The organism is Candidatus Latescibacterota bacterium, assembly GCA_019038625.1.
Classification (GTDB): Bacteria; Krumholzibacteriota; Krumholzibacteriia; order Krumholzibacteriales; family Krumholzibacteriaceae; genus JAGLYV01.
Genome location: JAHOYU010000121.1, coordinates 20,679 through 47,583, shown reverse-complemented (window position 1 = coordinate 47,583; position 26,905 = coordinate 20,679). Strand labels below are relative to the sequence as shown.

Genomic DNA, 26,905 nt, shown 5'->3' with positions numbered 1-26,905 from the left:
CCTGTGCATGCTCTGCCCGACTTTCAACTCGGACAGAGATATTTTCGATGTGAGCAAGAATACTTTCATGCCGCCACCCCTGAGCCTGGTGTTTCAATACAGGAATATAATCTGGACGTACAGCCCCGCGATCGATGCCGAACAGGGAAGTGTGTGGACGAGGTTGATCCGTTACAACCACTTCGAGTTCATCAACTTCCTGCCCTACTACATGGCGTTCGGGGGGCATCTCTGGACCTGCGGATCTTCTGAAAGGACCGGCGGACTTGGAGCGGTAATCCCCGTGGGTTACAGAAAATACCCCTGCAACCTGAGGTGCGATCTTTATGATTCCGCCCCGACCTGCAACAGTCGGGCGGGAATGATGACCCTTGCCTACAAGGACCTCTGCGTCACTGTCATCGACAAGATCGAGGGCGTCTTGAAGACATGGATACCTTTCAACAGAAGCAAGGATCTTGACGCAATGACGCACGCATTCCTCGACATGCGCGATCCCGTCACTCTGGATATCCCCGGGTTCCCTGAGAGGCTTGAGTTGTGGGATATGGTCACCCAGCCGGGAATGTTCTTCGATCCCGCTGTCAGAGGTTTCCATTACGCCGAAGTCTACGATCCACAATACTGGATGTCGTACATGGGAATCCCACAGCAGTCCTGTTTCCATCCTATATACAGGGCCCGGTGCAGGATAAACCGGTCGGTCCTCGAGGGACAGCCTGTCGCTTTCTGGCACACCCGGTATGCCGAAGCCGTCGCTCCCGGTGGCACGACAATACCGGCCCCCAGCGTTCATTTCGGGATGCCTCTCTGGTTCTTCAACAGGTCCCAGGTGGACTCGATCGCATCCGCTATATTCGACAGGTGGGGAATCCTGTATGCTGATGAGGAAGAAGACATTCCATAGCCAGGCGGAAATTTTTAAAAGACAATAAAATCATTTTGACTTCCCCGTCCTCACAGGTTACAATCTCTCTGAAAATATTTCAGGCGCCGCATGTCGGCGTAAAGGGAAGAGGGTGAGATTCCCTCACGGACCCGCCACTGTAATTGGCGAGCCTGCCGCCCGTGACCACTGGCCGAAATGGCCGGGAAGGGGGGCGGAGGCGCTGGAGCCATAAGTCAGGATACCTGCCTGAAAAATAAATAGTCCCTGGACCTCTTCGAGGAATGAGAGGATAGGGAGAGGCATTGCGTCCCCTCCACCTTTTTCCCGAAAGGACCGGAGGGTTTCTTTTTCCCTCCAGAGTCCTGTTTTGTCTCCATCTCGAAGACCTGTTTCGGACGGGCGCCTGGTCCGGTGCTTAGACCGTCCTGCGAACACGTGGAGCCATCAGCTTGCGATCTGTCGTTTATTCCTTTCTATTTCTCATTTTCCTGAACGCGGGGATCTCTTCTCCGCATGCGGCCGGGGAAAAGTCCGGCGAGGAGAAATCTTCGAAGGCAAGGCCAGAACACCAGCCTGAGTTGCTCGACACTCTGTTCTGGACCCCGGAAATAGTAGTAGAAGGAATCAGGACCGAGCCTTCCCGGGAAATCATGAACAAGTCAGGGTTCGTAGGCCTTGTGGAAATCGATAAAAAGGAAAACTCGATGGCGGATCCCGTGATGGTCCTCGCCAGATGCACGGGGGTCAATATCAGGCAATACGGCGGCCTCGGGAGCTTCGCGACGATGTCGATAAGGGGTTCTTCATCCGCGCAGGTCGGATTCTATCTCGACGGCGTCCCACTCAGCGATGCCTATTCCGGGATGACTAACCTGGCAGATTTTTCCCTTGGAGATATTTCGTCGATAGAGATCTACAGGGGATTCAGCCCGGCAGGGTTCGGTGCCTCGTCGATCGGTGGAACGGTCAATCTCGTTTCAGCAGACAGTAACGGGCCGACCGATGCTGGCATCGGCATTTCTGGCCGGGCAGCAGGCGGCTCTTTCGGTTCCAGAAGATATTCACTCTCGGCAGGATCTGTCATGGGACGTTTCGACCTGAGAGCCTTCGGAGGATACACTGAAAGCTCAGGCGATTTCAGCTTCCTCGACGACAACGCGACACCGGAGAATATCCTCGACGACGAAACTTCTACAAGGACAAACAACGATTTTCAAAGGTGGAATCTGACCGGCAGGATACGGACCGACCTTCCCGTAATCGGCTCTCTCTCCCTCCACCATAACTCCTTCATCAGAAAAGGCGGCCTGCCTGGTCCCGGGGCCGACCAGGAATCATCGGCCCGGCTCGAACGCCAGCGCCGCATGACATACATCAAGGCTGCTCCCTCTTCATTTCTGTCGGGAAGAATACATCCTGAAGCTACGGCATTCTATTCGTGGACAGCCGAAAGATTCAATGATCCAGCTGGAGACATCGACCTTTCCTCAAGCAGCACCGATAACAGGATCCTCTCCTGGGGAGGAAACCTCAGGACAAAAATATATCCCCGTTCATTCCCTGTGTCTTTCGACCTGTTCGTCGAGAACAGAATGGAGAAGTACCGCCCTGCCAGCTACCTGCCGGTCGCCACATCAGGACCGGACAGAAACAGAAAAACTACTTCGCTGACCTTTACCGGCAACCTGTTTCTTTTACATGAGATTCTCGACCTCTCTTTCTCGCAGAGGTCCGAGTGGTACGAAAATGAATTCCATGCAGAACCTCCCTTTCCATGGATCCCACCGACACCTGTCGGGAAAATACGTGGCGACAAACATACACCTGCCTTCGGATTCAGGTTCAGACCCACACCTTCGATCACTTTCAAGGGCAATTATGGATCGTATTACAGGATCCCCACATTTTTCGAATTGTTCGGCAATCTGGGAACAGTTACTGGAGAAAGCGACCTTTCCCCTGAATCAGGTATCAACAGAGACATCGGGGTGATATTCACACCGGGAAAAGCAGGATTCATAAATGAATTCTTCTTTGAAGCAACCTATCTCTACAATGAGACAGACGACCTGATACTGTTCTTTCCGAATTCCCAGTCGACAGTGAGGCCACAAAATATCGGAAAGGCCCGAGTTAGAGGCATCGAACTCTCATCATCGGGAAAATTCCCGGCGGGATTCGTGGTCTCAGGCAACTACGCATGGCTGGACAGCAGGGATGTCAGTCCCATTCCATATTACAATGGCAATGAGCTCCCGGGCCGGCCGGTCCACAAAGCTTCACTGACAATCGAATACTTCAGGTCAAAATGGAGTCTTGCATGGCAATTTGACCATATGGGATCAAACTATCTGAACCGTTACAACACCAGAGAAACTGGAAGCCGTGACCTGCACAACATGATTCTGGTGACAAAGCCTTTCCTAGAGGGGCTGTCACTGACTATAGAAGCATACAATCTTACTGACCGAAGGACCGCTGATGTCAGCGGATTTCCACTTCCGGGCAGAAGTTTCTATGCATCCCTTAATTTCAAACTATGATCGAACCGGGCAGAAACAGGAGTTCAGAAAGGAAAAACATTGAACAGATCACACCGTTTCACAACAATCGTATTCGCAGCAGTAATAATATCCCTATTCCCCTTCGCTGAGTGCATTGCTGATGAATCCGCATTCATCACCACTACAGACTACGAAACAGGGAGTTCTTCCGTGATCTGGCTCGACGGCTCCTACACGACTGATGTCGATGTCACAGCGATCCACAGCGATGCCATCGCCCGCTGGTATGATGGCCTCGTCTATATCGTAAACCGCTCCCCGGCAGACAATATCCAGGTTCTCGATCCAGAGGCGGGCTTCTCGACCATCAGACAGTTCTCCACAGGCAACGGGACCAACCCCCAGGACATTGCCTTCAGAAGTCCATCTAAGGCATATATCCCGCTGTATGAGAGCAACGACATCCTGATAATGAACCCGACGACCGGTGCGAATGAGGGAAGCATCGACCTGTCGGCATTCGCAGACGCGGACGGCCTCTGCGAGGTCAGCAGAGTCTTCATAAAGCACGACATCCTGTTCGCGACGATTCAGCGTCTTGACAGGAATAACTACTGGGGCCCTGTAGGCGACAGCTATATCGCTGTTGTCGATTGTGCTTCCGACACACTGATCGACTGCGACGACTCCACCCCCGGAATCCAGGCAATCCAGCTCGCCGGGACCAATCCCTTTTCCGCGATAGTTCTCGACCCATCCAGCGGCAACCTGGCAGTCTCTTGTGTCGGATGGTGGGGTGTCCAGGACGCAGGCGTCGAGCTGATCGATCCTTCGAGTCTCTCTACCGCTGGATACCTGCTCACTGAATCTGCGGCTGGAGGCGATATAAATGACATAGCGGTGCTCGACGCATCGAAAGGCTTTGCGATAGTTACAAATTCATCATTTCAGACCGATGTAATCAGCTTCAACCCGTCTACAGGCCTGGCCGTTTCCACAATCTATTCTCCAGGAGCTTATGTCCTGAACGACATCGAGATCTCACCGAACAGCGAACTTTTCATCGCGGATCAGACCGCGACATCTCCGGGTATCCACATCTACGATGCCCTGGCGGAAGTAATGATCACATCTTCACCGATCAGTACGGGCCTTCCACCCTTTAACATATCCTTCAGTGCCAGCGAATTCACCGGGACCGAGATCCCGCCGGTCGCCCGGCTCGGAAGCAGTTACCCCAACCCGTTCAATCCCTCGACGACGATTCCATATTTTACAAATTCCACGTCGAGAGTACGCCTTGAGATCTTCGATATCACGGGCAGGATGATTAGTACACTGGTGGACGAAATTCATGAAAAGGGTGCATACAAGGCCTTCTGGGACGGAAGAAACGAAAATGGCCTGACGGTGGCCAGTGGAGTATATTTTCTGAGATTCACGAGCGGCGATGTTGCCGAATCGAAGAAACTGGTCCTTGTGCGATGACAAAATTTACTGAAGCGATAATATGGTCGGGGTGAATGGATTCGAACCATCGACTTCCTGCTCCCAAAGCAGGCGCGCTAACCGGGCTGCGCTACACCCCGACACTAAATATTTTCCTGCGGCAGGATAAACTCGCTGAATTATTAGCTTGTGAACAGCCCAAGTCAAGCGAAACCACAATCATTTCCCTGTCAATTCTGTATAGACTTTCATTATCTGGTCGTAATGCCAGTCCCTGTTGTATAGCAACTCGGCCTTTTTCCTGCACGCCACCGACATCGCCCGCCTCAGCTCGCCGTCCTCGATCAGCCTCGCCAGACAACCCTTCAACGCAGCAACATCACCCAGCGGAAAGAGCAGGCCGTTCCCCTCGTCCTCGACCATCTCGGGGATTCCCCCGATATCGGTCGCGATCACAGGCTTGCCGGCAGCCAGGGCCTCCATCACGGAGAACGGCAGGTTCTCATACCAGGTCGACGGCACCACGACGAACATGGCCCCTTCGAGCAGGGAACGAAGCTCATCGCCGCTCCTGAAGCCAAGGAACTCGACCGGCGCGCCGGTCTGCTTGACCAGTTTTTTCAACTCTTCCGATGAGGGCCCCTCACCGACGACCTTGAGTCGGCCCACCTTCATCTCCGATACGGCCTCGATAAGAAGATCTATCCCCTTCTCATGCGAGATCCGCCCGAAGTACAGAAAATAATCCTCTTCCCTGCCCGTATTGAACGACTGGACATCCACAAAATTCGGTATGACACTGATCTTCGCCGGATCGATCCTGCCCTCCACCAGCTTCCCTTTCAAAAAAGCGCTCGGCGTGATGAATCGGCTGGTCCTGGCAGGGACCCTGGAAACACGGTCGAAGACCGTCGTCATCATCGCCACAAGGCTCGCCGCCCGGCTGCCCTTTTTACATTTCCCCAGTAGAACGTGGTGATACTTCCGCGGGAGACATTTTTCACATATCTCGCCACCGCGAAGGAATGTAGTGTTCGGGCAGACCAGCCTGTAGTCATGAAGAGTCCAGACGATCGGGATCTTTTTCCTGCGAAGCGGCCCCATTATGGAAGTGGTCAGGTGGCCATGAATATTATGAAAATGGGCGATATCGGGCTTCACCTCGTCGATCAACCTGGAGATCCGGGCTTTCGCCTCTCTGTTGTAAATGCTTTTAGATACTACGCTTAGTGCCGTTCCGACAGAGAATTCCTCCAACATCTTCGGGAAATCGATCTCGCTGGAGAAGTGTTCCGAATATGGCGACTCAAGATTCTGCGGGTGCTGCATGGCAAAAGGCACCACCTCATGACCCTCCTGCTCGAGAAGACTCGTCAGGTTGAACATGCAGGTAGAGTCTCCCCCCCTGTAGTAATGGTATGTCTGAACCATCAGGATTCGCAACACGGCCGCCTTTTTCAACCCGCTCCGGGCGGGAGATTGAAATACCTCTTTGGTCAATGAATTTACACAATAATAGATAATATTTCAAAGGAAATGACGGTGCAGGCACCCTCCCGACACGTCAAAACAGCTTGACTAAAGGTCCCTGGTTTATTATAGAAATGTATATGATAACGCTTTTTATCACGCCAAATTCCGGAGGATGATGTTGAAAACGAGAAGCCTGCTGAGCGGTGCCTTATTGACTATTTTCATAGTCCTTTCAATGACCGGGGCGGCATTCGCCCAGGCTAACAGCGGCAAAGCTGTGATCCATCTCGGGGCGTCATACTCTCAGTCCCTCGTGGATGACGCCGAAGCCGGTTTCTTCGGTGTCGATCTATTCGCCGGCAAAATGATTTCCAACGAACTCTGCCTGGGATTCCACATCGGATATGATATCGTCCACAACCATTCGACAAATCATTTCGACCCCTCGGTGAACGACTCTGTCTCTTTCAGGGAGCGCCTCGGAGTGGTACCCTTCCTCGCGAAGGCCAAGTACTACTTTACTCTCAGCCCGATGGTCCAGGTTTACGTCGGCGCGGGCGCTGGAGTCTATCGCGCTGTTCCGTCACTTGGTGGTAATGAGGTCGGCACTATCAAGACTGCGGCGAACTGTCCGGGCGGTGCGATCAGCATTGGCCTGGATTACTGGTTTCTGCTGACGGCCGGTGTTGGGTTCGAGTTCGAGTACCACATGTTCAGTGTGCCAGATGGTGATATGTACAGCTATTACCAGATCCGTGTGGATTACGGGATAATCAAGTTCTAGGGCCTCCACCCGGCACATCTATACTTTACGCGCTGTAAACACGCGTACGGCCTCCCCGTCGTCCCGGGTATTCACGTCCACCCAGTCTCCGACCTTCCTGAAGAGTCGTTCGACGAGCTTGTCCTGGCCCGCGCCTATCTCGAAGGCGAGCATGCCGCCCTGCCTGAGAAAGCCTGGTGATTCAGCTATGAGTCTTCTGAAAATATTGATTCCGTATGCTCCTGCGTCCAGCGCGACGACGGGCTCATGGTCTATGATCTCCGACGCGAGTTTCTCGAGCGAGCTTGTCGGAATGTAGGGGGGGTTGCATACAACGAGATCCGCGTCGTTCTCAAGCCCTTCCCCCGCCAGAGGTTCAAACAGGTCTCCCGAAAAAAGCCTGACCCGGTCAGCGATATCGAATCTCTCCACATTGAGGCGCGCGATCTCAACCGCCTCCTCGCTGACATCGGATGCCCAGACCCTGGCCTGTTCCAGAGCTATCGCTATGGAAACGGCGATATTTCCGCTTCCCGTCCCGAGCTCTATCACATCCAGTTCATCGTTATCATCCAGCATCTCTTTAAGTGACTCGATACAGATCCCGGCAAGAAGTTCTGTCTCCTGCCTGGGAATCAACGCGCCGCCATCCACCACAAGCGACCTGCCCATAAACGGAGCCTCGCCCACAATATATTCCATCGGCTTTCCCGTGTTTCTGATCCGAACCAACTCAGCGACCGTTAGTCCCTTGTTGTCGAGAAACGAAAGGTCACAGCCCCTGACAGATCCGCCTGTCATTATATCCAGCAGGTGAACAGTCTCTTCGAAAGGATCTTCGCATTCGGTCTTCCTGAACTCCTCGTATATTTCTTTGAACATTGAATACATGAAATCCTCCATCAACTGGATCGTCCCGCCATCATTTTATATACCGCGTCATACTGTCGGGCAATCGCTCCCCAGCTGTGATTCGCCCTCACCTTATCCATCGCCAGGTTCCCTTTCTCCCTGGCCTCGTGCGGATTCAAAAGGACATGGCGAAGTTTCGCCTCAAGGTCTACAGGATCAGATACCCGGAATGGAAATCCGATTCCGGCGGCAACCGCCTCGTTCTCAGGAATATCGCTGTACACAGTCGGTGTTCCGAACGACAGCCCCTCAAGAAGAGCCATCGACATTGCTTCGTACTCCGATGGAAAGACAAAGACGGACGCGTGCGCGTACAGCGCGAAAAATTCATCGCCGGTCAGAAATCCCATGAATCTTACTCCTTCGGGACTTTCCGCTTTGAGCTGCCTGAAATATTCCTCATCGGTGGCGACTCCGCCTCCCGCTATCACCAGGGGGATATCCGTATCCATCCTCCTGTAAGCCTCCACGAGGGTAGAGAGTCCCTTCGTCTTCTCTATCCTTCCCGCCGAACAGAAGAAAAAATCCGAAGGCTTGAGCCCCCATTTATCCAGCAGTGCGGCATCGGGCTTGACTCTCATAGTGATCCCGTTAGGTATATGGAGAACGCCCTTGCGATACCGGGCATTGTAATAGTCGGCCAGCGGCTTTGAGACAGATGTCTTCATGTCCGGGATCCTTATGAAAAAATGCTCGGCGATCTTAGACATGTTGCGCGCTACAATATTCCACTTCTTCCTGACATAGGCCTGACCATGTGATGTGGCGATCACACCGTACCGTGCACGGACCATCCCGGCAAGAAGGCATGGATCGGTGGAATGAATATGAATGATATCGTAGTCTTCTTTCCTGGACACGAGCGCTGCGTTCCACATGTGGGATATCATCTCGAGAGGCTTTGCGCCGCTCCCTTTTACGGCAACGACTCTGGCCCCCTGATACTCGCCCTCCACTTCTGTATACGACTTGTACCCGTACACGGTGATCTCGTGCCCGAGTTCGACAAGATGGGGCAACAGTGAATCGACCACGACTTCGACACCGTGATGTCCAGGGAGCCCCTTGATTCCCAGGATAGCGATTCTCATCTCATCAGTCCTGACTATTGTCCAGATGAACGTGTTTTCCACGCATCACTCGAAGTTTATTGCTGAGGACCCATTTGACAGGTCCGATTGGATTCCTTCTCATCGCTGGTACGGCCGTCCCTGTCATCCAGCAGCCCTGCTTGCAGGTCCTGACCATCTCCCTTATCTTTCTGGCCTGTTCACCGTTCCAGATCTCGTCGAACGACTGAGTATTCAGGTCTCCCATTACCATCGGCGCCGGTGAGCCGTTGCACGCCAGTACCCGTCCCCAGGGATCTACAAAAAATGTGTCGGTAGCCGCGTTGCAGGGAATGGGCCTTTGTCTGCCCTGCACATGGCGGAGCAGCCCCACGTTCAGATAGGCCCTGAACCAGTCCTTCATCCTCTTTTTAATACTCGCTCTCGGTGACGACAACAGTGCCTCTATGAACTCTGTCATGACCTTTTCGACTTCGCTGACATTTTCTATTTTGTTGTCTTCCTTGAAAAAATAGAACGAATTGTGTACGACCGCGTTTGCAAATTCGACACCCATCGACGCGACCAGAGTGTAAATGTCAAGAAGGTCGCGGCAGTTATCACCTGATATCGTCATGGCAAACCCGACATCCTTTATCCCCATCTTTTTCAGACGCAGAATAGTCCTGAGTGCGTGATCGAAACCATTATCGATGCCTCTGAGCTTGTCGTTCAACTCGGGCAGGCCTTCGACACTGACCCTGATCGTGATATCGGAAAAATCTTCAGCTATTTTTATGATCCTGTCATGGAAAAACCCGTTGGTGCTTATCTCGAGTCTGTCAGACTTCGTATCGAGGATCTCTATTATCCTGTGAATATCCTTCCTCAGCATCGGTTCTCCACCGGTGATGTTCAGTCGCTGCATCCCGGCGGGGATCTTGTTCAGGATCTCCGGATCGAACTCCTCGGAAGGGTTACTCGGATTCTGCCATGCATTGCACATCTGGCATCTGGCGTTGCACCTGTAAGTAGTGATTATCGCGCATTCCATGGAATCGATCCTTCTCTATCGAGAGTTAGCCATACAGCTGAAATAAACAGACCTGTCCGACCGGAATCCAGCAATTTTCATGACAAACCCATTTAACACGCGGCTTTGGCGCGGGCACAATACCCACGCCATCAGCCACGAAGGCTTACGCCCTTTTCATCCATTTTATAATTTCGCGTATATCCGGTTTCTTCCCGTACATCAGGATACCTATCCTGAATATCTTGGCTGATATTTTGGCGGCGATAAATAGGCTTGCTGCCATTATTACAAAGCTCAAGATTATCTGCCACGCCGGAGGAGTAAGGATATTTATTCTCATGAACATCACGATCGGCGTGAAGAACGGTATGAGGCTGATAACGGTCGCGAAAAGGCTGTCAGGGTTCTGGATGATAAACATCGGGACCATTATGGTAAACACCAGGCAGAGCACGATCGGTTGCTGCATCTGCTGGGCTTCCTGGTCAGTATTGCATACCGATCCTATGCCCGCGAACAATGTCGAGTAGAACAGGAATCCAAGCACATAGTATGCAACGAAAAATGTCAGAATGGCCGGCGACAGGTTGCTCGCAACCTGAGCCACGGGGCCTCCCATACTCATCCCGTAAAGCGCGAGCATGCCCCCACCAATTGCCCATATCAAATACTGGGTCAACCCGACCGCGCCGACACCGAGGATCTTGCCAAACAGCAAGTCGATCGGACGGAGCGACGAAAGCATCACTTCTATCACCCTGTTGTTCTTCTCCTCGATGATCGATCGTTGCACAGCGATCCCCCACATCAGGATCGTCCCGTAAAGCATCATGACAAACATGAAGCTGGAGATAAAGATCTTATCGAAGCCCTTTCCCTCCTCCTCCTGCCCATCCTTCAGCTGGACTATCTTGATACTCACTCCCTTGATCAGCTCTCCTACTTCGGCCACATCAATTCCCTCGGCCTCTAGTTTCAATCCGATGACCGCCAGGTCAACGGCGCTGTCCAGTCTCCCCATCATCTTGATATTGCCCAGTCTCTTGCTGACAAAATGAGCCTTGCCTGTCTGGACGATATCTTCTGGAAAGTCAAAATATCCATCGAGAACATCGCTCTCCACTTCCAGGTTGAGCCTCTCTCTGGTCTCTTCGAGGTCTGGCATGGAAGCATCGATCTCCTTCAGAACGAATTTCAGAGATCCGTCATCCAGTGTATCAGTAAGAGCCTCCGTCAGCCTGTCAAATATCATTCCTCCGGTCCTGTCGATGACAGCGATATTCGTCTGAGTCTCTGGAGCAAATTTCATAAAGAGCATCGGCGCAAAGATAAGCGCCCCCATGATAATGGGACCGAGAAGAGTACCGATCAGAAAACTCTTTTTCTTTACACGATCGAGATATTCTCTTTTCACGACTTTAAACATCTTTTTCATCGATAACGCCCCCCTTCTCCCTTACCTGGGTTATGAAAATATCATGCAGCGACATCTCTCCCAGCTCGAACCGGTCGACCCGGCCATTGTCAAGTGCGTAGCGAAGGATCTCGTTGGGATCCGTGCCTTCGGAAAGGGTCACGGATAGTTCCTGCCCGAAGTCGGCTATCTTCTCGACCCTCGGGTGATTCTCGAGTATCTTTCTGTCCCCTTCAAATCTGATCGAAATGACGTTCTTGCTGAACTCCATCTTGATGTCGGCCAGTTTTCCCTCGAGTACCTTTTTCCCTTTGTCGATGAGACAGATCCTCTGGCAGAGTTTCTCTACCTGGTCCATCAGGTGCGTCGACAGGACTACCGTACGGCCTTCATCCTTCATCTCGATAATAATATCCTTGAGGATCTGTGTGTTGATCGGATCAAGTCCGGAAAACGGTTCATCGAGTATGACGAGCTGTGGATCGTGAAGTACTGTAGAGATGAATTGCACCTTCTGCTGCATCCCTTTCGATAGAGTCTCCACAGTCTTGTCCGCCCAGTCGCCCAGTTCGACCCTTTCGAGCCATTCCTTCGCCCTCTGTTCGGCGACCGAAGAAGATATCCCCTTGATCTCACCCAGGAAGATCAGTTGGTCGAGCACCTTCATCTTCCTGTACATCCCACGTTCTTCCGGAAGATAACCGATTTTTTCCTTCACCTTTTCGTTGATCGGCTCATCGAACAGTCGGATGCTCCCCTCATCTGGTTCGAGGATGTTCATCACCATCCTGATCGTAGTCGTCTTTCCAGCTCCGTTCGGGCCAAGAAGCCCGAATACTCCCCCCGGTTCGATTGTCAGAGAGAGATCATCGACAGCGGTGTGCCCGTCGTACCTCTTGATCACATTTTCAATTGCAAGCAATCCTGATCCTCCTTGATGCTGGATCGCCATGGGACCGTCAGCTTTCCCCCAGGCGAAATATTGAATCATTCAAAAACTACACGTTAATTTCAATACCCCCGACACACCGGAGTTATTCGATATTTTCACTCTTCACAATACCAGAACCGCCCGTCAGCAGGCTCTTCATCTCGATCAACGCCCTGTACCGATGGCTGATACTGTTCTTCTTTTCGGGGCCGATCTCAGCGGCGGTCCCTTTCATCTCCTCAATATAAAAAACGGGGTCGTATCCGAATCCATTCTCTCCCGCAGGCTCCCGCGCGATAATGCCATCAAGGACTCCCTCAGTGACGAAGGCACCTTCACCCGTGGAGGGTACGGGATACAACACCATCGCGCATCTGAATCTCGCCTTCCGGCCCTCGGCAGCGACACCTTCGAGCTCCGACAGAAGTCTGCGGCACCTGTCGATGTCATTCAGTCCTTCGCCGCCGTAGCGCGCCGAACGAATACCGGGGCCTCCATCGAGAGCGTCCACTTCAAGCCCGGAATCGTCGGCCAGGGAAGGCAGCCCGGTCACTTCAAAGGTCGCCTTTGCCTTTATCATGGCGTTCTCGGTGAATGTGCTGCCGGTCTCCTCCGGTTCATCGAACGAGTCATAATCATCAAGTGTGACAGTCTCTATCCCGGTCCCCGCCAGGATCTCCCTGATCTCCCTGATCTTGCCTTGGTTCCTTGTGGCCAGGACTATTTTCAGGCCCATTTCAATCCTTTTTTCTGAGCCTTGAAGATCTTTCTTATGCCGCTGCCCGCGCTCTTGAGCATTCCGTCCAGCTGCTCCCGGGAGAACGTGTTTCCCTCGGCAGTTCCCTGAACCTCTATGAATTCCCCACTGTCGTTCATCACGACATTCATATCGACATCGGCGCTCGAATCAAGAACGTAATCCAGGTCGAGGATCGTTTTCCCCTCTTTCATCCCGACACTGATTGCCGCGACGAATCCCTTCAGCGCTTCCTTTTCCAGTCCCAGGTCACGAAGCACGGCCGCAAGGGCCATGAATCCACCGTTGATGGATGCTGTCCTTGTCCCGCCATCGGCCTCGATCACATCGCAATCTATGATGAATGTCCTCTCTCCTGTCTTCTCGAGGTCGACCGCAGCACGCAGAGAACGGCCGATCAGTCGCTGTATCTCCTGTGTCCGTCCCTTGATCTTCCCCTTCACCGATTCCCTCGGTATCCTCTTCGGACTCGACCTCGGCAACATGCCGTATTCCGCCGTTATCCAACCCTTACCGCTGCCCCGGAGAAATGGAGGAACGGTATCTTCCACCGTCGCTACGCACAGCACCCGCGTATTGCCCATCTCGAACAGCACCGAACCTGGCTCTCCTTTCAGATAGCCGACATTCATCCTGATCGGGCGCAGCTCATTTCTTTTTCTCTTTTTCTCCGTCATAAAATCGGATCCACCTTTCAGATCATCGATACTACGTACTGCTACCGGCCACATTCGGCCAGTCAATCTCCCATATTCTGATGTTCCACTCTGTCGATGGGCCGGCCCAGGAATCTCTCTCCCACTTCCTTGAACAGATATGGCGTATCGCTCACATAACACTCGAACCGGCCCCCATCATCCCCACCCCTGAGAAGGCTGTTCCGTTCGAGTATCCGCTGCACTTCCAGCGCCGTCTCCGTCGCCGAATCTACCAGCCTGACCTCCTCACCTACTACTTTCGAGATCACTCCCTTCAGCAGCGGGTAATGGGTACATCCGAGTACCAGGGTGTCCGCCCCGAACTCCGTGAGCCGATCGAGATATCTGTGGACCACCATCTCCGTTATCTCGCCGTCCAGCCATCCTTCCTCGGCCAGCGATACGAAGAGAGGGCATGGCAGGGACCTTATTTCAAGGTCGCCGTTGAGTCTGTACAATTCCTTTTCGTAAGCCCTGGACCGAATCGTAGCGGAAGTACCTATGACTGTGATACGTCCGTTATCTGTAGCCGCGGCGGCCGCCTTTGCCCCCGGAAGAAGCACTCCGGTCACCGGGATATCCTCCTCATCAAGAAGAAGGGGCAGGGCGACTGAAGATGCCGTATTGCAGGCAATCACTATGATCTTGACATCTTTTTTTTTGAGAAAATCGAGATTTTCCCTGGCAAAGCGTAATACTGTCTCGGGGCTTTTAGTACCATAGGGGACTCTGGCCGTATCCCCGAAGTAGACGATATCCTCGCCGGGCATACTCCTGATAAGCTCGGCAGCGACAGTCAGTCCTCCGACACCCGAATCAAAAACACCTATAGATTTATCTTTTTCTTTCATCTCCCGCCTCCAGGTACTATCTCCAGCGCATGATATCAAGTGGTTTTGCTATAGCGTAATGCCCCGCAATCGTCTCGACAGGATATCCGTCCACGAGAAACTGCAGATTTCTTACCTGGGGGAAATTTGAGGACACGGTCTTCAGGATCGTGCTTATAGTATAATACTCCCCGGCACTTCCACCTGTATGTGCCGAAAGGAGCGCCCTGTTGAAATCAAGGAAAATGGTCTGTGTATCTTCTACCCAGAAAACCTGCAGGATCTCGGTACCGGCCGGCACCGCGGAGATCATCTTGTCGTCTTCAGGTCCCAGCACAAGGGCTTTCAGAACCTGTTTGACCTGATCCTCCAGCCCCTCGGCGACCGCTATCTCCCTCGCCTCGGACAGCAGGCCGTCAGCCTGGCGACTCGCAAAGAATAGTGTGACACTCCTCGTCTCTTCCGGTACGGGGCTGATGCCACCGGAAGACTGAGCCTTTTTCAAATTCGAATACTTCGTTATCAGGGCGAATGAAACGATCACGATCGCAAGAATGAGCAGTACCTGAAATATCCTGTTGCCTGTCGAGGAACTCATAATCCGCCACCAGACCTCTTATCCCTGTATCTCCTGATCGCCTCGACTATCCCCTGAACCGTTCTGGCCCTGAAAAGTGGGTCCTGCAGTAATTCTTCCTCTTCCGGGTTGGATAGAAAGGCCAGCTCGACCAGCACTGCCGGCATATGCAGCCCCCTCAACACGAGCAGGCCCGCCTGCTTGACGCCGCGATTCCGTATATCCAGGACCTCCGCCAGTTCCCGCTGTACAAGTTCAGCCAGCTCGCTGCTCTCATTTATAAATTCGTTCTGGACCATGTCCCAGAGGATAAAATCCAGATCCTCCAGCTCATCCGGCCTCAGGTCCGTAGTTTCGAACCTCAGGGATGCGTTCTCCTCGCGGGCCAGCCGTTCGTCGGCCTCTGTCCGCGCGGGCGAAAGGAAGAATGTCTCGAAACCGCTGGCATCCTCATGAAACCAACCGTTGCAATGGATACTGATAAAGAGATCCGCCCCCTCTGAGTTGGCTATCTCTGCTCTTCTTCCAAGTGGCACGAGGACATCTTCCGACCTCGTCATAACGACTTCGACACCGAATTCATTTTTCAGCTGCTCCTCGAGCAATCTTGCGACATCGAGGTTGATATCCTTTTCACGGACCCCGGAGGAGCTTATTTTCCCCTTGTCAACGCCGCCATGCCCGGCATCTATCGCGATCTTCTTCAGGACAAATCCGCCCTGACCGGCCCCCTCGTCCAGGATCTCCGTCATCCTCCGTCCGGCATAATCGGCCTCCGGTATCTCGGGAAGGTCACCCTTCTCCAGGAAAATAACAAGTTTCCTCCCGGGCGTTCGGAAATCACGCTCGTCCTCCTGTGAATCTTCGAGAAATTCGACCTGGAATCTCGAAACGGTCCTGTTGACGTCCAGGAATATATATGAATCGTGATCTGTCTGCTCGGCCCTCACCCTGTTCACAAGTCCCAGACCTTCCGATGCTGACATCTTGAGAGAATTGAGCCGTCCACCGTATATCTTCAACCTGAGAAGCCCCGGCGTATCACTGTCCACATGGTAGAGAAGCTCTTCGGACAGGGACAGGATCACCTTTGTACCTGAATCATCATCGGCGAATTCGAGGCCGGTCACATTGTATTCGGGAGACCCGATAGTGAGGACCAGCCTCTTCTCATCGATCTCGATCATCTCCGATGCGTTCGAAGTAAGGATGTTTGAAATGAACTCGAGGGGGATCATTACAAGTCCCTCGGTATATTTTACCGGGACCCTCATCAGGATCGGTTCGTTATCGACCAGGACTACCCTCGTATCGAGAGTGAACATGTATCTCTCGTCATCGATCCGGAGTATCAGCTTTCTTGCGCCTGGATTCCAGTACCTCGACGCCCGAAATATCCTGGCCAGATCGTAGGCCGACATGAACAGTTCTTCACTGGGTCTGTCCAGCCTGTAGAGAGAGACTTCCTCCGTCTGTCTGCCATCCGCATATACGACACCCAAAGTGCTTTCAGGTTCGAGAGTTCCCTGTGCATCCGCTTCTCGCGGCAGGACCGCCATGAAAACGGCAGCGACCATTAAGGCCGATATGACAGTCCACCCTTTGCTTCTCTTTACTTCCACCATCCCATCACCTTTCACGGATCTTGTCCTTCATGGCCCGTTCCATATCTCTTTTCGCGTCCCGGTCTGCTATCGTCTTTCTCTTGTCGTACGCTCTCTTGCCTTTCGCAAGACCCAGTTCTATTTTCACTTTCCCCGCATCATTGAAATACATTTTGAGGGGGACAAGAGTGAGCCCCTTTTCCTTGATCTTGCCGGTGAGGCGTTTTATTTCCTTCGCGTGAACGAGCAGTTTCCTCGTTCTTTCAGGCTCGTGATTAAAACGATTCGCATGCTTGTAGGGACCGATATGGGCACTGAACAGAAAAAGCTCGCCATTCTCTATTGATGCGTACGAATCCTTGAGGTGTGCGCCACCGTCCCTGAGAGATTTGACTTCAGTACCTCTCAGGACCATTCCCGCCTCGATGGTCTCGAGGATAAAGAAATCATACCTCGCCTTTCTATTCGTGCAAATTACCTTCATGCATCATCCTCGACCTGAAACAGGCCACTCAGGGAATAATCATATGGCCAGGACGGGAATTGTCCCACCCACCGGATATCACATTAAACACACGACCACCCATGACTGCTCTCGAAATGAAAAACAGACAAGGGTCAGGCGAAAAGTAGCAAAGGGTAGGTGAGTTTGCAAGGTAAAATGGCTTTCCTGACAGGTTCCGTCGTATGTCGATATCGGCGTGATACCGGCCAGAACCGGGACTCCAGCTGGTCAGGAGGGCCCTGGCAGATAGATGATCTGTTTTTTTCCTTTTTCGACCGAAAATCTCACCGTGCGTGAAGAACCGAGAATGGCCCCCGATCCGTCATAATAGTTCAGCAACACTTCATGATCGCCGGGATCGCATTCCATGCGGAAGACCCGCACCTCGGCGGGTAATGTCTGCCACGAACGAGTGTCCGCCTTGTCGATCGCTGAAAAAGCCTTTCCCAGAAGATCGAAGACCATGCCGCCCTTCTTGTCGGAGATCTTCTCCTGAGCCAGAGTCTGGAGGCAGGTCCTGACAGCCGCCTTGAGAAGTATCTTGCCGATATCCTTACCGAAAGCTGTCATCGCCGTCTCCTCTATGTTATCGAGGAGAACGGCGTCGGCGGCTTCGATACTGTCGAAGACCACAGAGCATCTTGCCGCTATACGAGGCTGCCGGATATACTGGGGAAACGCGAAACTGAAAACGACACCGTCAGTCGGAGAGAACGACCCGAGGCTGCCGGCATTGACCATCAAGGGGCCGGAGGCTCCTGGTAATTCGAAGAATCCAAGAAGGTTGCCGGCATCCTTGTTGAAATATCCTTTGATCTCCCGTGACACCTTTACGGGCCCTCGCCCCATCTCCGCGAAAACGACTATCTCTGTCAGAAAAGTATTCTCGCCAGCTGGCCTCGCCTCGGGATAGATCTTGTTCACTTCATCGTACTCGATCCTGGCATCGTCTGCGAGACCCTCCATCTCGTAAAGCAGGGCGACGAGGTACCTGGCGAAAGGCACATCCAGCTTTTCCCAATCTTCCTGAGAAAGCTGGTCGGTATATTTTTTCAGTCTTCCGGCGACCCTGTTTCTCTCGACGAAAGCACCCTCGGCATCACCCTTGAGCCAGTAGGCAAGCAACAGATAGGTGTTGATCATGATCTTTTCGTGAGATTCCGGCTGATATTCCATCGACCCGGCGCTTTTCACAGATGTCTTTACCATCTCGCTGATAGAGATGGTCCCTTCAATCTCGTGAAAACGTTTTTCCGCTCTCTGAAGATCGACGATGGCCGAATCATACTGCCCCGCCGCGAGCCGCATCTTGCCACGCTCGGCAAGAAACAGGTGGATATCGTTGTTCGAAGCTTTTCCGACAAGTTCGTCGACACCGGTTATCGCATTCTCGTACTCGCCATCGTAGTAGAAATCGCGGGACAGTTCCATCTTTGCCGTATAGGTGGAACACCCGGAAGTCATCAGCAGGACCACCAGGATCAAGGTCTTCTTCATCAATCTCCCCGGATTCGGGTGTTACACCGGCCAGGCACGGTGCCTGGCCGGCACAAAATTCCCATCAAGGCGGATCAACCCCGGATCTTGCCCTTGGTGCTGCCTCTCTTGTATTCTACCTCGTCGGTCCATTTGATCATGAGAGTCTCGACCTCGAAGATGACCAGCGTTATGTTCATATAATTCAGAGTCTCCCGGCCATCCTGCTTGCGCAGGTTCGTGATAGTGCCCCTGAGAAGATACTTCGCGCCGACGAAATTCCCGATTTTTGCGGCCTTCGAATTATCGTACAGGTCGGTCGCCTGCATATTGAGCTGCTCGAGAGCCAGATCGAAAGCCTGATCGTCTATGAACTCGGCCAGATTCGACTTGATCATCCCCGTACGTATCTTCTCCAGGATCAATCTCGTATCTACATGTTCGTCAGTCTTGTTCAGAAGGCTTTTGGCAAGTATCATGACAGGTTTTTCACCCATGTGCTTTGAGGCATATACCTGGGAAAACCCGTTAGCCTGCATGGAATTGATCATACCGTCTGTGATCGTGAACAGGTCGGCACTGGAGAAATCGGCGTCCTCAGCCTTGTCTGTAGTGAGATCGATCTCTCTCGTAGCCTTCTTGCCACACCCGGCTACAGCAATGACCAGCACGAGCACTAATAACAGGACTCTCTTCATGGCTCCTCCTTTTCGCGGTTTCCGAAACTGTATTCTTTCAGCTTCCTGTCACCTTAAACATGAAATTGTGGTTCTTTCCTGTTTCCCGTTTTTCCGTTTTCCCCCCGAGACCGCATCGTAAATTCAACACTCCAGCATTACAAGCATTTATTCTTTTCGATCCCTGTTTTCCACTTGAGCGCCCGGACAGTCAGAAACACCGTTCTTGACAATTAACCTCTGGTTATTTATTGTAATTATCTGAAATTTCGATGCCTGAGTGGTGGAACTGGTAGACGCGCTGCGTTCAGGGCGCAGTGGGGGTAACTCCGTGGGGGTTCGACTCCCCCCTCAGGCATTTTTTCTATTTCAGATGGAGTCTCGCGGGTAAGGAAAGAAAATGGAGATCATCACCACGCTGCCGGGCAGACTATCGACTATCTCTGAATACAACGGATTCACAGTAAAAACCGCCCAGCCGGCATCGAGCAACGGCGATGGTTCGGCTCCTACACCTTTCGACCTGTTCCTCATCTCTATCGCAAGCTGCAGCGCGACATATGCCTCATATTTCTGCGAGACCAGGGATATCCCGATCGACGATATAAGGATCATCCAGAAGATGGAGCGGGACCCCGTGAGCCACATGCTGACCAGGATCACAGTCGAAGTCGAGCTGCCGGCAGATTTCCCCGATAAATATATCAAACCGATGCTCAAGTCGATTGATATGTGCGCGGTCAAAAAACTTCTGGTCGATCCCCCCGAAGTAGCGGTTACTGTAACTCGAATTTCCTCTTAACTTTTCGCCTCTCCGACCGATAACCAATCATGTCAGTCAGGCTTTAGCAATCCGCAGAAACGAGGGCCAACACGAAACCCTGGCCCCGTGCAGCTACCTGCAGCAATTCGAACCGGACGCATTCTCGCCGCGAAAGGGATATGTGAAAATCGGGGTCAGGACATATATCATCTTCGCCTTCGTGCTGATGCTCGTACCGATCATGCTGGCGCTCCCGTTCGCTCTCGTCAAAATGGACGAGATACTTATGGAGTCTTTCGAGCACGGAGCCGTGGAACACTACCAGAGTGTGACATTCAGCCTGAAAAACTATTTCGATTCCTTTGTCACTCTCGTCGAGATCGGGATACCCCGGGGGCTATGCCTGGAATATTCGTCTGGCGACGAAGAAGAGTATGAGCATCTCCAGGAAAGTCTTACGGCTCTCTTCATAAATAAAGATATCACAACAGCCTTTTACGGAGACGAGAACGGCAAGAGCCTCTTCGCTCCTGAATTAAAAAACATGAAACGCCTCCGTAATTACGATCACAGAAAACGGCCATGGTACAGAATCGCAAGGGAGAGCGGGGAATCCGCGTGGTCGGGTATGTACAGGGGAATGAGGGACGAGATCATGGTCACCATTTCTCGCCCTGTATACGACGATGAACACAATTTAATCGGCGTTACCGGAATAGACATATCCCTGAGTACGATGTCCTCCTATATAGCGAAACTCGAATCAGGCTCACATGGCAGATTGATAATGACCGATTACGAAGGAAACCTGGTCTATCCATCCGTCAAAGACAAAGAAAGTCTTTCAGGCCCCGACCTTCTCCTGGTGGAATCCGCGCTGGCGACAAAAACCGAGGGTCCTCCCGTCATCACCAGGCATAAAGACCTGCTCAGTGTCAGCGGTGTTTTTTCGGACATGGGAATAGTATTGATCTATCTGCCTTATGATATTCACACCGCTGGTGTCCGCCATGGTCTTGTTTCACTCATCATTCCATCTATCCTCTTCTTTCTGATATATATCTTCCTCTTTGCCCAATTGGTCTCATCAAGGACAAAGAAAGGTGCGGATCGCCTGTCATCGACTCTACAGGAGATCTCCACGGGCAACCTCTCCTTTGTTCACAGTGACATACACAAAAACCCCGGCATTACCGACCTGTTCGAGTCGAAAGAATTCCTGTTCATAAGACAGAACTTTCGAAACATGATCGAAAGCATAAAGAATATAATAACCACGGTTCGTGAAACGCTTGTCAGCCTCGGGAACCATTCCAGTTCCCACTCGAAAGAGATCTCGTCTCTCCGACAACATACAGATTTCCAGATGTCGATGTTCCAGCAGATAAGAAGTTCGACAGATGAACTCATCCATTCTATCGATTCAGTTGCCAGGGCGGCGGACGAGGGGAAATCGTCGCTCGAAAACATGGAGGATGCCGTCGAAGACGGAAGTGACATAGTGACCAAGGTAGTGTTCGCGATGGACAATATCGAAAAAAGCAGCCGCAATGTAATGGATTATCTCGCGACAATACAAGCAATCGCCGACCAGACCAACCTGCTATCACTGAATGCCAGCATCGAGGCCTCAAGGGCGGGACAGCACGGAAAAGGATTCTCTGTCGTTGCATCGGAAGTAAGAAAACTGGCCGAACGCTCGACAAGCCTCTCGAAAGAGATATCCAAATCATTCGTCGAGACGCGGGAAATGGTCGAGAAAGGCTCTGTTATGGCCTCATCCCTGGAAAATAGCTTCGGCGAGACAAAAAACAATATCAGAGAAGTCCTCCGTATCGTCTTGACGATCTTCAAAGCCGCTTCGGATGAAGCAAGGATGGGCGGCGAGATCCATGACGCGCTCTCCGAACTGGATGTCTCGCTTACCCGGCTCAACGAAAAGTCGGAACTTATCGATTCGAGAAACCATGAACTGAACGATATGATCGGTTCGCTCAAGAACGCAATGAATACGTTCAGGGTCGACTGATCATCCTGTCCGTCAGAATCAGGCGACTCTTCCGGTCGGACTTTTTTTTGTCTTTTTGCGATTATAATTCTTTGCGAGTTCCATGAAAACGGCGAGGTCGTTTCCCACCTCTGATCTCGTTCCGTCGAAATAGAAGGAACGGATAGGAATGTCCTCGTGATCCCTGCTGATCCGGGGATAGACCGCCTCGGATACTATGCCGTTCATACATGTGAAAGGGCTGATATCGACGATCCCATCGACTCCCTTTTCATAGAGGTAGACCGACTTGCCGGTACTCAGGGCCATCTCTCCGAGAGATCCGTACCACGGAAGATATGGCTCGCCGGGTTCAAGGATCTCCATGATATCATGCGGTTCCGGCATCATCGACAGCTCCCCGGTAAGAGGGGCCAGAAGGATCTTCTCGTACTTTTTCTGAAAGTATCTCTTGATGACAGCGCCAGCCATCTCTTTCGATAGAGTCTTGTTCTTTCGCTGCAGGTTCTTGATCCTCTCCGCGTCTGTATACCATACCCACTCGCTTATATCTGACAGCCACGCCCGGCCTCCAAAACTTTCGATCTGCCTGATGAGGTCCTCGTTACTGAATACGTTAAGCCTGCAGAAGATCTCACCTACTACCCCTATAAGAGTCAACTCCCTCGATCGGTCGACAGGGACATCTCTGAATATACTCCGCGCTTCCTCCAGGGCTCCACTGAGGAGACGGGCCGCCCTCGTGCCTGAAGCACCGGCCCCCTCCATCTCCTGGCAGAAGATGTCCATGGCCCTCTCATATGCCTCGTCCGCCGCTCCCTTTTCTGTCTCCATGGGACGATAAATATGAAGCATCTTCCTGAGCGCGTCACTGCCGGCAAGCGCCAGCCAGCCCAGTTTCATAACGGGCCCCGCCAGGTCTCCGATCCCTGAATATCCGTTCGCGCTCGATGGAGAGACTACTTCGACTTCGCTGTGGCCCATGTCGTCAAGAATGTGCCGCATGACCGGAGCGTACTGGCCGAACCTGCACGGGCCCGAGGCCGTAGGCATAAAGACAGCTATCGACGAAGTGTCGCTTCCCGCAGCCTGAAGCACCTTGAGAAAATTCCCCACGGTCACTCTGGCAGGAAGACATTCGTCACCGGACATATATTTCCCGGCCAGTTCATATGTGATCTCGTCGCCTTCAGGGACTACCCTTGCGTCTATCCCGAGGTTCCTGAACGCCGCAGCGAAGGCTTTCGCTCCTCCCGTTGACATTCTGGGGATATAGAGAGTCTTTTTCCCGAGACTATTTTGTTCTTTTTCCACCAGCTCAGCACTCCCTTGCTTTCAAGATACGCCTCGCATCTTGTCAATATGCCGGCATCGTTACCATGCGCGTCGAATTGAAGGGTCAGCCACGGCCTGCCAGCCGCGACATTACAATAATGTTTGATATACGAATCCGGGCCGCACTTGAAATTGGTCAGATATATGAGGTGCATGTTCTCCCTGTCCGCCGTAAACCGCGCGGCCTGGAGTATCCTCCGCCCGTAATTCCAGAACATGTTACCTGCGACTTTATCTATATCGATCCCATCCAGCGGGAGAAATGACATCGGGATGACATCCACTCCATAATAGTCCCTCAGCTTCGATGGGATATCGAGGTTCAGTTCGCTGTCGAAAATATTGTAGGGCCTACCTACGATCACGACACAGTGTTTCCCGGCTTTTTCAATCTCACGAAGCGCTTCCCGTCCGATCGACGACAACTTATCCCGAAATGCGCTCTGCGCGGAATACGCCGCTCTCACGGCCTGCCGGTGAAGTTTTCTTCCGGGCGCGGTACGCCGGCCCGTGAACAGGGATTTTTTCATATAATCGTACAATTCTTTTTCTACTACTTTCTCCCCTTCCCGGAAATGCACTGTGGGGCAGAGTATCGCATCTTCCCTGCCATCCAGAGCCGTCATCTGCCTGGCGACGAAGGGAAGCGTCTGTCCCCACGGGCAGACGTAAGACCCCGCCGAGTCTCTTTCCGATTCTTCATCTATGACATTCGGTACAAAAATATGGTCTACACCCTTTTCAAGCAGAAATGCTATGTGCCCATGCGCCACCTGGATCGGGGCACAGGGTTCGGCTACCGCCTGCTCTATGCCCGAATTTATCGTTTCCCTCCTGGTAGGCTCGCTCGCCACGACTTCGAAACCAAGAGCCTGAAAGTAGGAGCGCCAGAACGGAGCCCTGTCGAAGTATGACATGGCGCGTGGCATGCCTATCCGTGCCATATCGGTCCCGACGATCTCCGTTACGCCGTGATCCGCGTCGATAAGATCCCTGTAGATCGAAGCCAGGTCGGCCACGGCCGGACTGACCGGCAGCTTCCTTCGTTTTCTATACCTGTCGCTACATTTGTCGCCCCAGAATGTCCGTTCTTTCTCCACCGTAAATTCCTGTATCTCGCAGTAATTCGAGCAGCCCTTGCAGGTAAACTCTCTTATTTTGTAATCGATGCCGGCAATGTCGTAGCCCCTGAATGTCGTAGACTTGCCCAGAGCATGCATCTTCTCCCTGGCCAGCAGTGCGGACCCTATTGCCCCGATCACTCCATTATGGGGGGGAACTACGATCTCCCTGTCCAGAACGGCGCTGAAAGCGGCGGCAACAGAATCGTTGTACGCCGTGCCACCCTGAAAGAATATGGTCTCCCCGATCTTTCTTCCCCGTACGACCCGGTTGAGGTAGTTCTGAACGATCGAGTAGGCAAGCCCTCCTACCAGGTCTTCCCTGCTTGCCCCCTTGCGCATGCAGGAGATCACGTCCTGTTCCATATATACAGTGCACCTCTCCCCCAGCCGGATAGGGTCGGAAGAAGAAAATGCCATTTCGGAGAATTCCCCGACGATATCTATGTTCAGCCTTTCAGCCTGTTCCTCCAGGAACGACCCCGTACCCGCGGCACAAGCCTCGTTCATGGCAAAATCGACCACGACCCCATCGTCTATCCTGATATATTTCGAGTCCTGCCCACCTATCTCGAATATTGTATCCACTTTTTTCCCGAGCAGGTCATGGCCGATAAAAAGAGCTCCCGTCTTGTGAGCGGTGATCTCGTCGTTGATAGTATCGGCCCCTACCAGCTCACCTATCAGTTCCCGTCCGGAACCTGTCGTTCCCGCCCCACAGATTCTGACCGTATCACCGACACGTTTCTCGAGGAGAGACAGCCCCCTGGCGACGGCCTCTATGGGCCTCGCTTTCGTACGGAGATAGATCTCGTCTATGACCGCTCCATCATCATCGATAAGGGCAAGGTTCGTACTCACCGAACCGACATCGATACCGAGCCAGGCGTTCACGGGAAGTTCGGCATCCCCGGCGTCCCACTCTCTCACTTTCGACCTCAGGAAACTGACTTTCTCTCGAGAAAGCGGTTTCCAGGAAGAAAATTCTATATTATCAGCCTCGATTTTCCCTTCGATAATCGATTTCAGGCGATCATGGTCTACCAGGTGATTTTTCTCGTCCGCAAGCACAGCAGCACCGACCGCTCCGGTCCATGCGGGCTTGTCTGGTACAATAAACTCTCCTGCCCCGAGCCCGAAGACCTCGCGCATAGCTGTCGCGACCCCGATATTCATCGCCAGCCCGCCGGTGAATACACTTCGGCCCTCGATCTTCCGTCCTTTTGTGATATTGCTCTTGAAGTTTCTCGCTACCGCTTCGCAGAGGCCCCTCATGACCTCATCCGGCCCGAAACCCTTCTGCTGGGCATGTATCATGTCTGATTTTGCGAACACACTGCACCGCCCGGCGATCCTTGGGCTGCGCTGCGCCGACATGGCCGCCTCGCCGGTATCCTCAACGCGGAAACAGAGGCGCGAAGCCTGCTGGTCTATGAATGCTCCCGTGCCGGCGGCACATTCCCCGTTCGTCTCAAAATCCGTAATGCCTGAGAAATCGTCGCTGCCAGACAGTTTTATATATCTTGAATTCTCTCCGCCCATCTCGAAGATATTCAGCACTCCGGGGTATAGCATTGTCACCCCGGCCGCCAGGGCCTTGAATTCATTCTCTTCCCTGATCCCGACAAGCTCCGAGACCAGAGCGGAAGAAGCACCGGTTATGGACGCGCGGGAGATATCTGAAGGATCGAGAAAGGAGGCCAGATCTCTCAACCCTCTTACGATAGTGTCAACGGGGCTGCCCTTGATACGGGAGTATCTGGAATAAGCTATGGAACGGCCATCGTCGAGAGTCCTTATCTCATCGATCTGCCCACCGCTGATCCCGGCCAGTTCCTCTATTTTTTCCGACGGCCCGGTCAGGACCCATTTCAGACTGACCGTGCCCGCGTCGATTCCAAGAAATAGTCTCACATTCACTCACTCCGGTTTATGTTGATCACTCCACGGCAGCCCGGCTCACCGGAGAAGCAGGTCGAACTATCCAGCAGGAGCAAACGCTCCTCCCTCGTATCTGGATAACGTCACACCTGCGGATGAGAATTATAACCTCAAACTTCAATATTCTCAAGATTTTCTCTAAAGGAACCGTTGTTTTCATCCGAATTATATAATGAATCGGGCACATGGTCGA

At 52.5% G+C, this 26,905-nt stretch carries 22 protein-coding genes, 2 tRNA genes and 1 riboswitch; of the genes, 7 read left to right on the top strand and 17 right to left on the bottom strand.

Annotation, left to right across the window (positions count from 1 at the left end; all coding sequences use genetic code 11):
* The 3 genes from KOO63_09840 to KOO63_09830 form a co-directional block, all read left to right on the top strand.
* Positions 1 to 907: hypothetical protein (locus tag KOO63_09840; GenBank protein MBU8922105.1), on the top strand; the 907-nt coding region annotated here is incomplete at its 5' end.
* Between the two features lie 64 nt (positions 908 to 971).
* Positions 972 to 1,154: riboswitch (cobalamin riboswitch) on the top strand.
* 184 nt (positions 1,155 to 1,338) lie between these two features.
* A complete protein-coding gene (locus KOO63_09835; GenBank protein MBU8922104.1) occupies positions 1,339 to 3,432 on the top strand; it encodes a TonB-dependent receptor in 2,094 nt (697 codons plus the stop codon).
* Between the two features lie 39 nt (positions 3,433 to 3,471).
* Positions 3,472 to 4,881, top strand: coding sequence for a T9SS type A sorting domain-containing protein (locus tag KOO63_09830; GenBank protein MBU8922103.1), 1,410 nt, complete (start codon positions 3,472 to 3,474; stop codon positions 4,879 to 4,881).
* Between the two features lie 23 nt (positions 4,882 to 4,904).
* Here KOO63_09830 and KOO63_09825 read toward each other — a convergent pair.
* Positions 4,905 to 4,982, bottom strand: a tRNA-Pro gene (locus KOO63_09825).
* Between the two features lie 79 nt (positions 4,983 to 5,061).
* On the bottom strand, positions 5,062 to 6,285 hold the full coding sequence (locus tag KOO63_09820; GenBank protein MBU8922102.1) for a glycosyltransferase family 4 protein: 1,224 nt from the start codon (positions 6,283 to 6,285) through the stop codon (positions 5,062 to 5,064).
* Positions 6,286 to 6,487: 202 nt separating this feature from the next.
* Between KOO63_09820 and KOO63_09815 the strand changes: the two genes are divergently transcribed.
* The gene (locus tag KOO63_09815) at positions 6,488 to 7,099 is read left to right on the top strand and encodes a porin family protein (protein MBU8922101.1); all 612 of its coding nucleotides are present in this window, start codon (positions 6,488 to 6,490) and stop codon (positions 7,097 to 7,099) included.
* Positions 7,100 to 7,117: 18 nt separating this feature from the next.
* Here KOO63_09815 and prmC read toward each other — a convergent pair whose 3' ends face one another.
* The 13 genes from prmC to KOO63_09750 form a co-directional block, all read right to left on the bottom strand.
* Positions 7,118 to 7,960 (bottom strand): peptide chain release factor N(5)-glutamine methyltransferase, encoded by an 843-nt coding sequence (gene prmC / locus KOO63_09810; protein ID MBU8922100.1) that lies wholly within the window; start codon positions 7,958 to 7,960, stop codon positions 7,118 to 7,120.
* 20 nt (positions 7,961 to 7,980) lie between these two features.
* Positions 7,981 to 9,081, bottom strand: coding sequence for a glycosyltransferase family 4 protein (locus tag KOO63_09805; protein MBU8922099.1), 1,101 nt, complete (start codon positions 9,079 to 9,081; stop codon positions 7,981 to 7,983).
* Between the two features lie 4 nt (positions 9,082 to 9,085).
* A complete protein-coding gene (locus KOO63_09800; GenBank protein ID MBU8922098.1) occupies positions 9,086 to 10,093 on the bottom strand; it encodes a radical SAM protein in 1,008 nt (335 codons plus the stop codon).
* Between the two features lie 145 nt (positions 10,094 to 10,238).
* Positions 10,239 to 11,510: an ABC transporter permease gene (locus KOO63_09795; GenBank protein ID MBU8922097.1), complete on the bottom strand. Its 1,272-nt coding sequence runs from the start codon at positions 11,508 to 11,510 to the stop codon at positions 10,239 to 10,241.
* Positions 11,494 to 12,411 carry an ATP-binding cassette domain-containing protein gene (locus KOO63_09790; protein MBU8922096.1) on the bottom strand — a complete coding sequence of 306 codons (918 nt, stop codon included), beginning with the start codon at positions 12,409 to 12,411 and terminating at the stop codon, positions 11,494 to 11,496. Before KOO63_09790 ends, KOO63_09795 begins: the two co-directional genes overlap by 17 nt.
* A 112-nt stretch (positions 12,412 to 12,523) precedes the next feature.
* Entirely contained in the window at positions 12,524 to 13,156 is a 633-nt protein-coding gene (gene rdgB / locus KOO63_09785; GenBank protein MBU8922095.1) for an RdgB/HAM1 family non-canonical purine NTP pyrophosphatase, read from the bottom strand.
* Complete coding sequence (gene rph, locus KOO63_09780; GenBank protein MBU8922094.1) at positions 13,147 to 13,854, bottom strand: ribonuclease PH; 708 nt, start codon at positions 13,852 to 13,854, stop codon at positions 13,147 to 13,149. Before rph ends, rdgB begins: the two co-directional genes overlap by 10 nt.
* A 62-nt stretch (positions 13,855 to 13,916) precedes the next feature.
* Positions 13,917 to 14,726, bottom strand: coding sequence for a glutamate racemase (murI, locus tag KOO63_09775; protein ID MBU8922093.1), 810 nt, complete (start codon positions 14,724 to 14,726; stop codon positions 13,917 to 13,919).
* Between the two features lie 16 nt (positions 14,727 to 14,742).
* Positions 14,743 to 15,303 carry a GerMN domain-containing protein gene (locus tag KOO63_09770; protein MBU8922092.1) on the bottom strand — a complete coding sequence of 187 codons (561 nt, stop codon included), beginning with the start codon at positions 15,301 to 15,303 and terminating at the stop codon, positions 14,743 to 14,745.
* Complete coding sequence (locus KOO63_09765; protein ID MBU8922091.1) at positions 15,300 to 16,922, bottom strand: N-acetylmuramoyl-L-alanine amidase; 1,623 nt, start codon at positions 16,920 to 16,922, stop codon at positions 15,300 to 15,302. Before KOO63_09765 ends, KOO63_09770 begins: the two co-directional genes overlap by 4 nt.
* Positions 16,912 to 17,370 carry an SsrA-binding protein SmpB gene (gene smpB / locus KOO63_09760; protein ID MBU8922090.1) on the bottom strand — a complete coding sequence of 153 codons (459 nt, stop codon included), beginning with the start codon at positions 17,368 to 17,370 and terminating at the stop codon, positions 16,912 to 16,914. The genes KOO63_09765 and smpB overlap by 11 nt, the downstream gene beginning before the upstream one ends.
* A 249-nt stretch (positions 17,371 to 17,619) precedes the next feature.
* A complete protein-coding gene (locus tag KOO63_09755; protein ID MBU8922089.1) occupies positions 17,620 to 18,888 on the bottom strand; it encodes a hypothetical protein in 1,269 nt (422 codons plus the stop codon).
* Between the two features lie 74 nt (positions 18,889 to 18,962).
* On the bottom strand, positions 18,963 to 19,565 hold the full coding sequence (locus KOO63_09750) for a penicillin-binding protein activator LpoB (GenBank protein ID MBU8922088.1): 603 nt from the start codon (positions 19,563 to 19,565) through the stop codon (positions 18,963 to 18,965).
* 253 nt (positions 19,566 to 19,818) lie between these two features.
* On the opposite strand from KOO63_09750, the gene KOO63_09745 reads away from it, so the two are divergent.
* The 3 genes from KOO63_09745 to KOO63_09735 all read left to right on the top strand — a co-directional run bounded on the left by KOO63_09745 (position 19,819) and on the right by KOO63_09735 (position 22,336).
* Positions 19,819 to 19,902, top strand: a tRNA-Leu gene (locus KOO63_09745).
* Positions 19,903 to 19,944: 42 nt separating this feature from the next.
* Complete coding sequence (locus KOO63_09740) at positions 19,945 to 20,346, top strand: OsmC family protein (protein ID MBU8922087.1); 402 nt, start codon at positions 19,945 to 19,947, stop codon at positions 20,344 to 20,346.
* 142 nt (positions 20,347 to 20,488) lie between these two features.
* Positions 20,489 to 22,336: a methyl-accepting chemotaxis protein gene (locus KOO63_09735; GenBank protein MBU8922086.1), complete on the top strand. Its 1,848-nt coding sequence runs from the start codon at positions 20,489 to 20,491 to the stop codon at positions 22,334 to 22,336.
* An 18-nt stretch (positions 22,337 to 22,354) separates the two neighbouring features.
* Here the strand turns inward: KOO63_09735 and KOO63_09730 are convergent, their stop codons facing one another.
* The gene (locus KOO63_09730) at positions 22,355 to 23,629 is read right to left on the bottom strand and encodes a hypothetical protein (GenBank protein ID MBU8922085.1); all 1,275 of its coding nucleotides are present in this window, start codon (positions 23,627 to 23,629) and stop codon (positions 22,355 to 22,357) included.
* Complete coding sequence (locus KOO63_09725; protein ID MBU8922084.1) at positions 23,524 to 26,685, bottom strand: hypothetical protein; 3,162 nt, start codon at positions 26,683 to 26,685, stop codon at positions 23,524 to 23,526. Before KOO63_09725 ends, KOO63_09730 begins: the two co-directional genes overlap by 106 nt.
* Positions 26,686 to 26,905: the final 220 nt, after the last annotated feature.

Coding starts and splice junctions, on each gene's coding strand:
- KOO63_09795 (MBU8922097.1), bottom strand. CDS start 11,510: ATGAAAAAGATGTTTAAAGTCGTGAAAAGAGAATATCTCGATCGTGTA.
- KOO63_09815 (MBU8922101.1), top strand. CDS start 6,488: ATGATGTTGAAAACGAGAAGCCTGCTGAGCGGTGCCTTATTGACTATT.
- KOO63_09800 (MBU8922098.1), bottom strand. CDS start 10,093: ATGGAATGCGCGATAATCACTACTTACAGGTGCAACGCCAGATGCCAG.
- KOO63_09750 (MBU8922088.1), bottom strand. CDS start 19,565: ATGAAGAGAGTCCTGTTATTAGTGCTCGTGCTGGTCATTGCTGTAGCC.
- smpB (MBU8922090.1), bottom strand. CDS start 17,370: ATGAAGGTAATTTGCACGAATAGAAAGGCGAGGTATGATTTCTTTATC.
- rph (MBU8922094.1), bottom strand. CDS start 13,854: ATGACGGAGAAAAAGAGAAAAAGAAATGAGCTGCGCCCGATCAGGATG.
- prmC (MBU8922100.1), bottom strand. CDS start 7,960: ATGTTCAAAGAAATATACGAGGAGTTCAGGAAGACCGAATGCGAAGAT.
- KOO63_09805 (MBU8922099.1), bottom strand. CDS start 9,081: ATGAGAATCGCTATCCTGGGAATCAAGGGGCTCCCTGGACATCACGGT.
- KOO63_09755 (MBU8922089.1), bottom strand. CDS start 18,888: ATGAAGAAGACCTTGATCCTGGTGGTCCTGCTGATGACTTCCGGGTGT.
- rdgB (MBU8922095.1), bottom strand. CDS start 13,156: ATGGGCCTGAAAATAGTCCTGGCCACAAGGAACCAAGGCAAGATCAGG.
- KOO63_09770 (MBU8922092.1), bottom strand. CDS start 15,303: ATGAGTTCCTCGACAGGCAACAGGATATTTCAGGTACTGCTCATTCTT.
- KOO63_09740 (MBU8922087.1), top strand. CDS start 19,945: ATGGAGATCATCACCACGCTGCCGGGCAGACTATCGACTATCTCTGAA.
- murI (MBU8922093.1), bottom strand. CDS start 14,726: ATGAAAGAAAAAGATAAATCTATAGGTGTTTTTGATTCGGGTGTCGGA.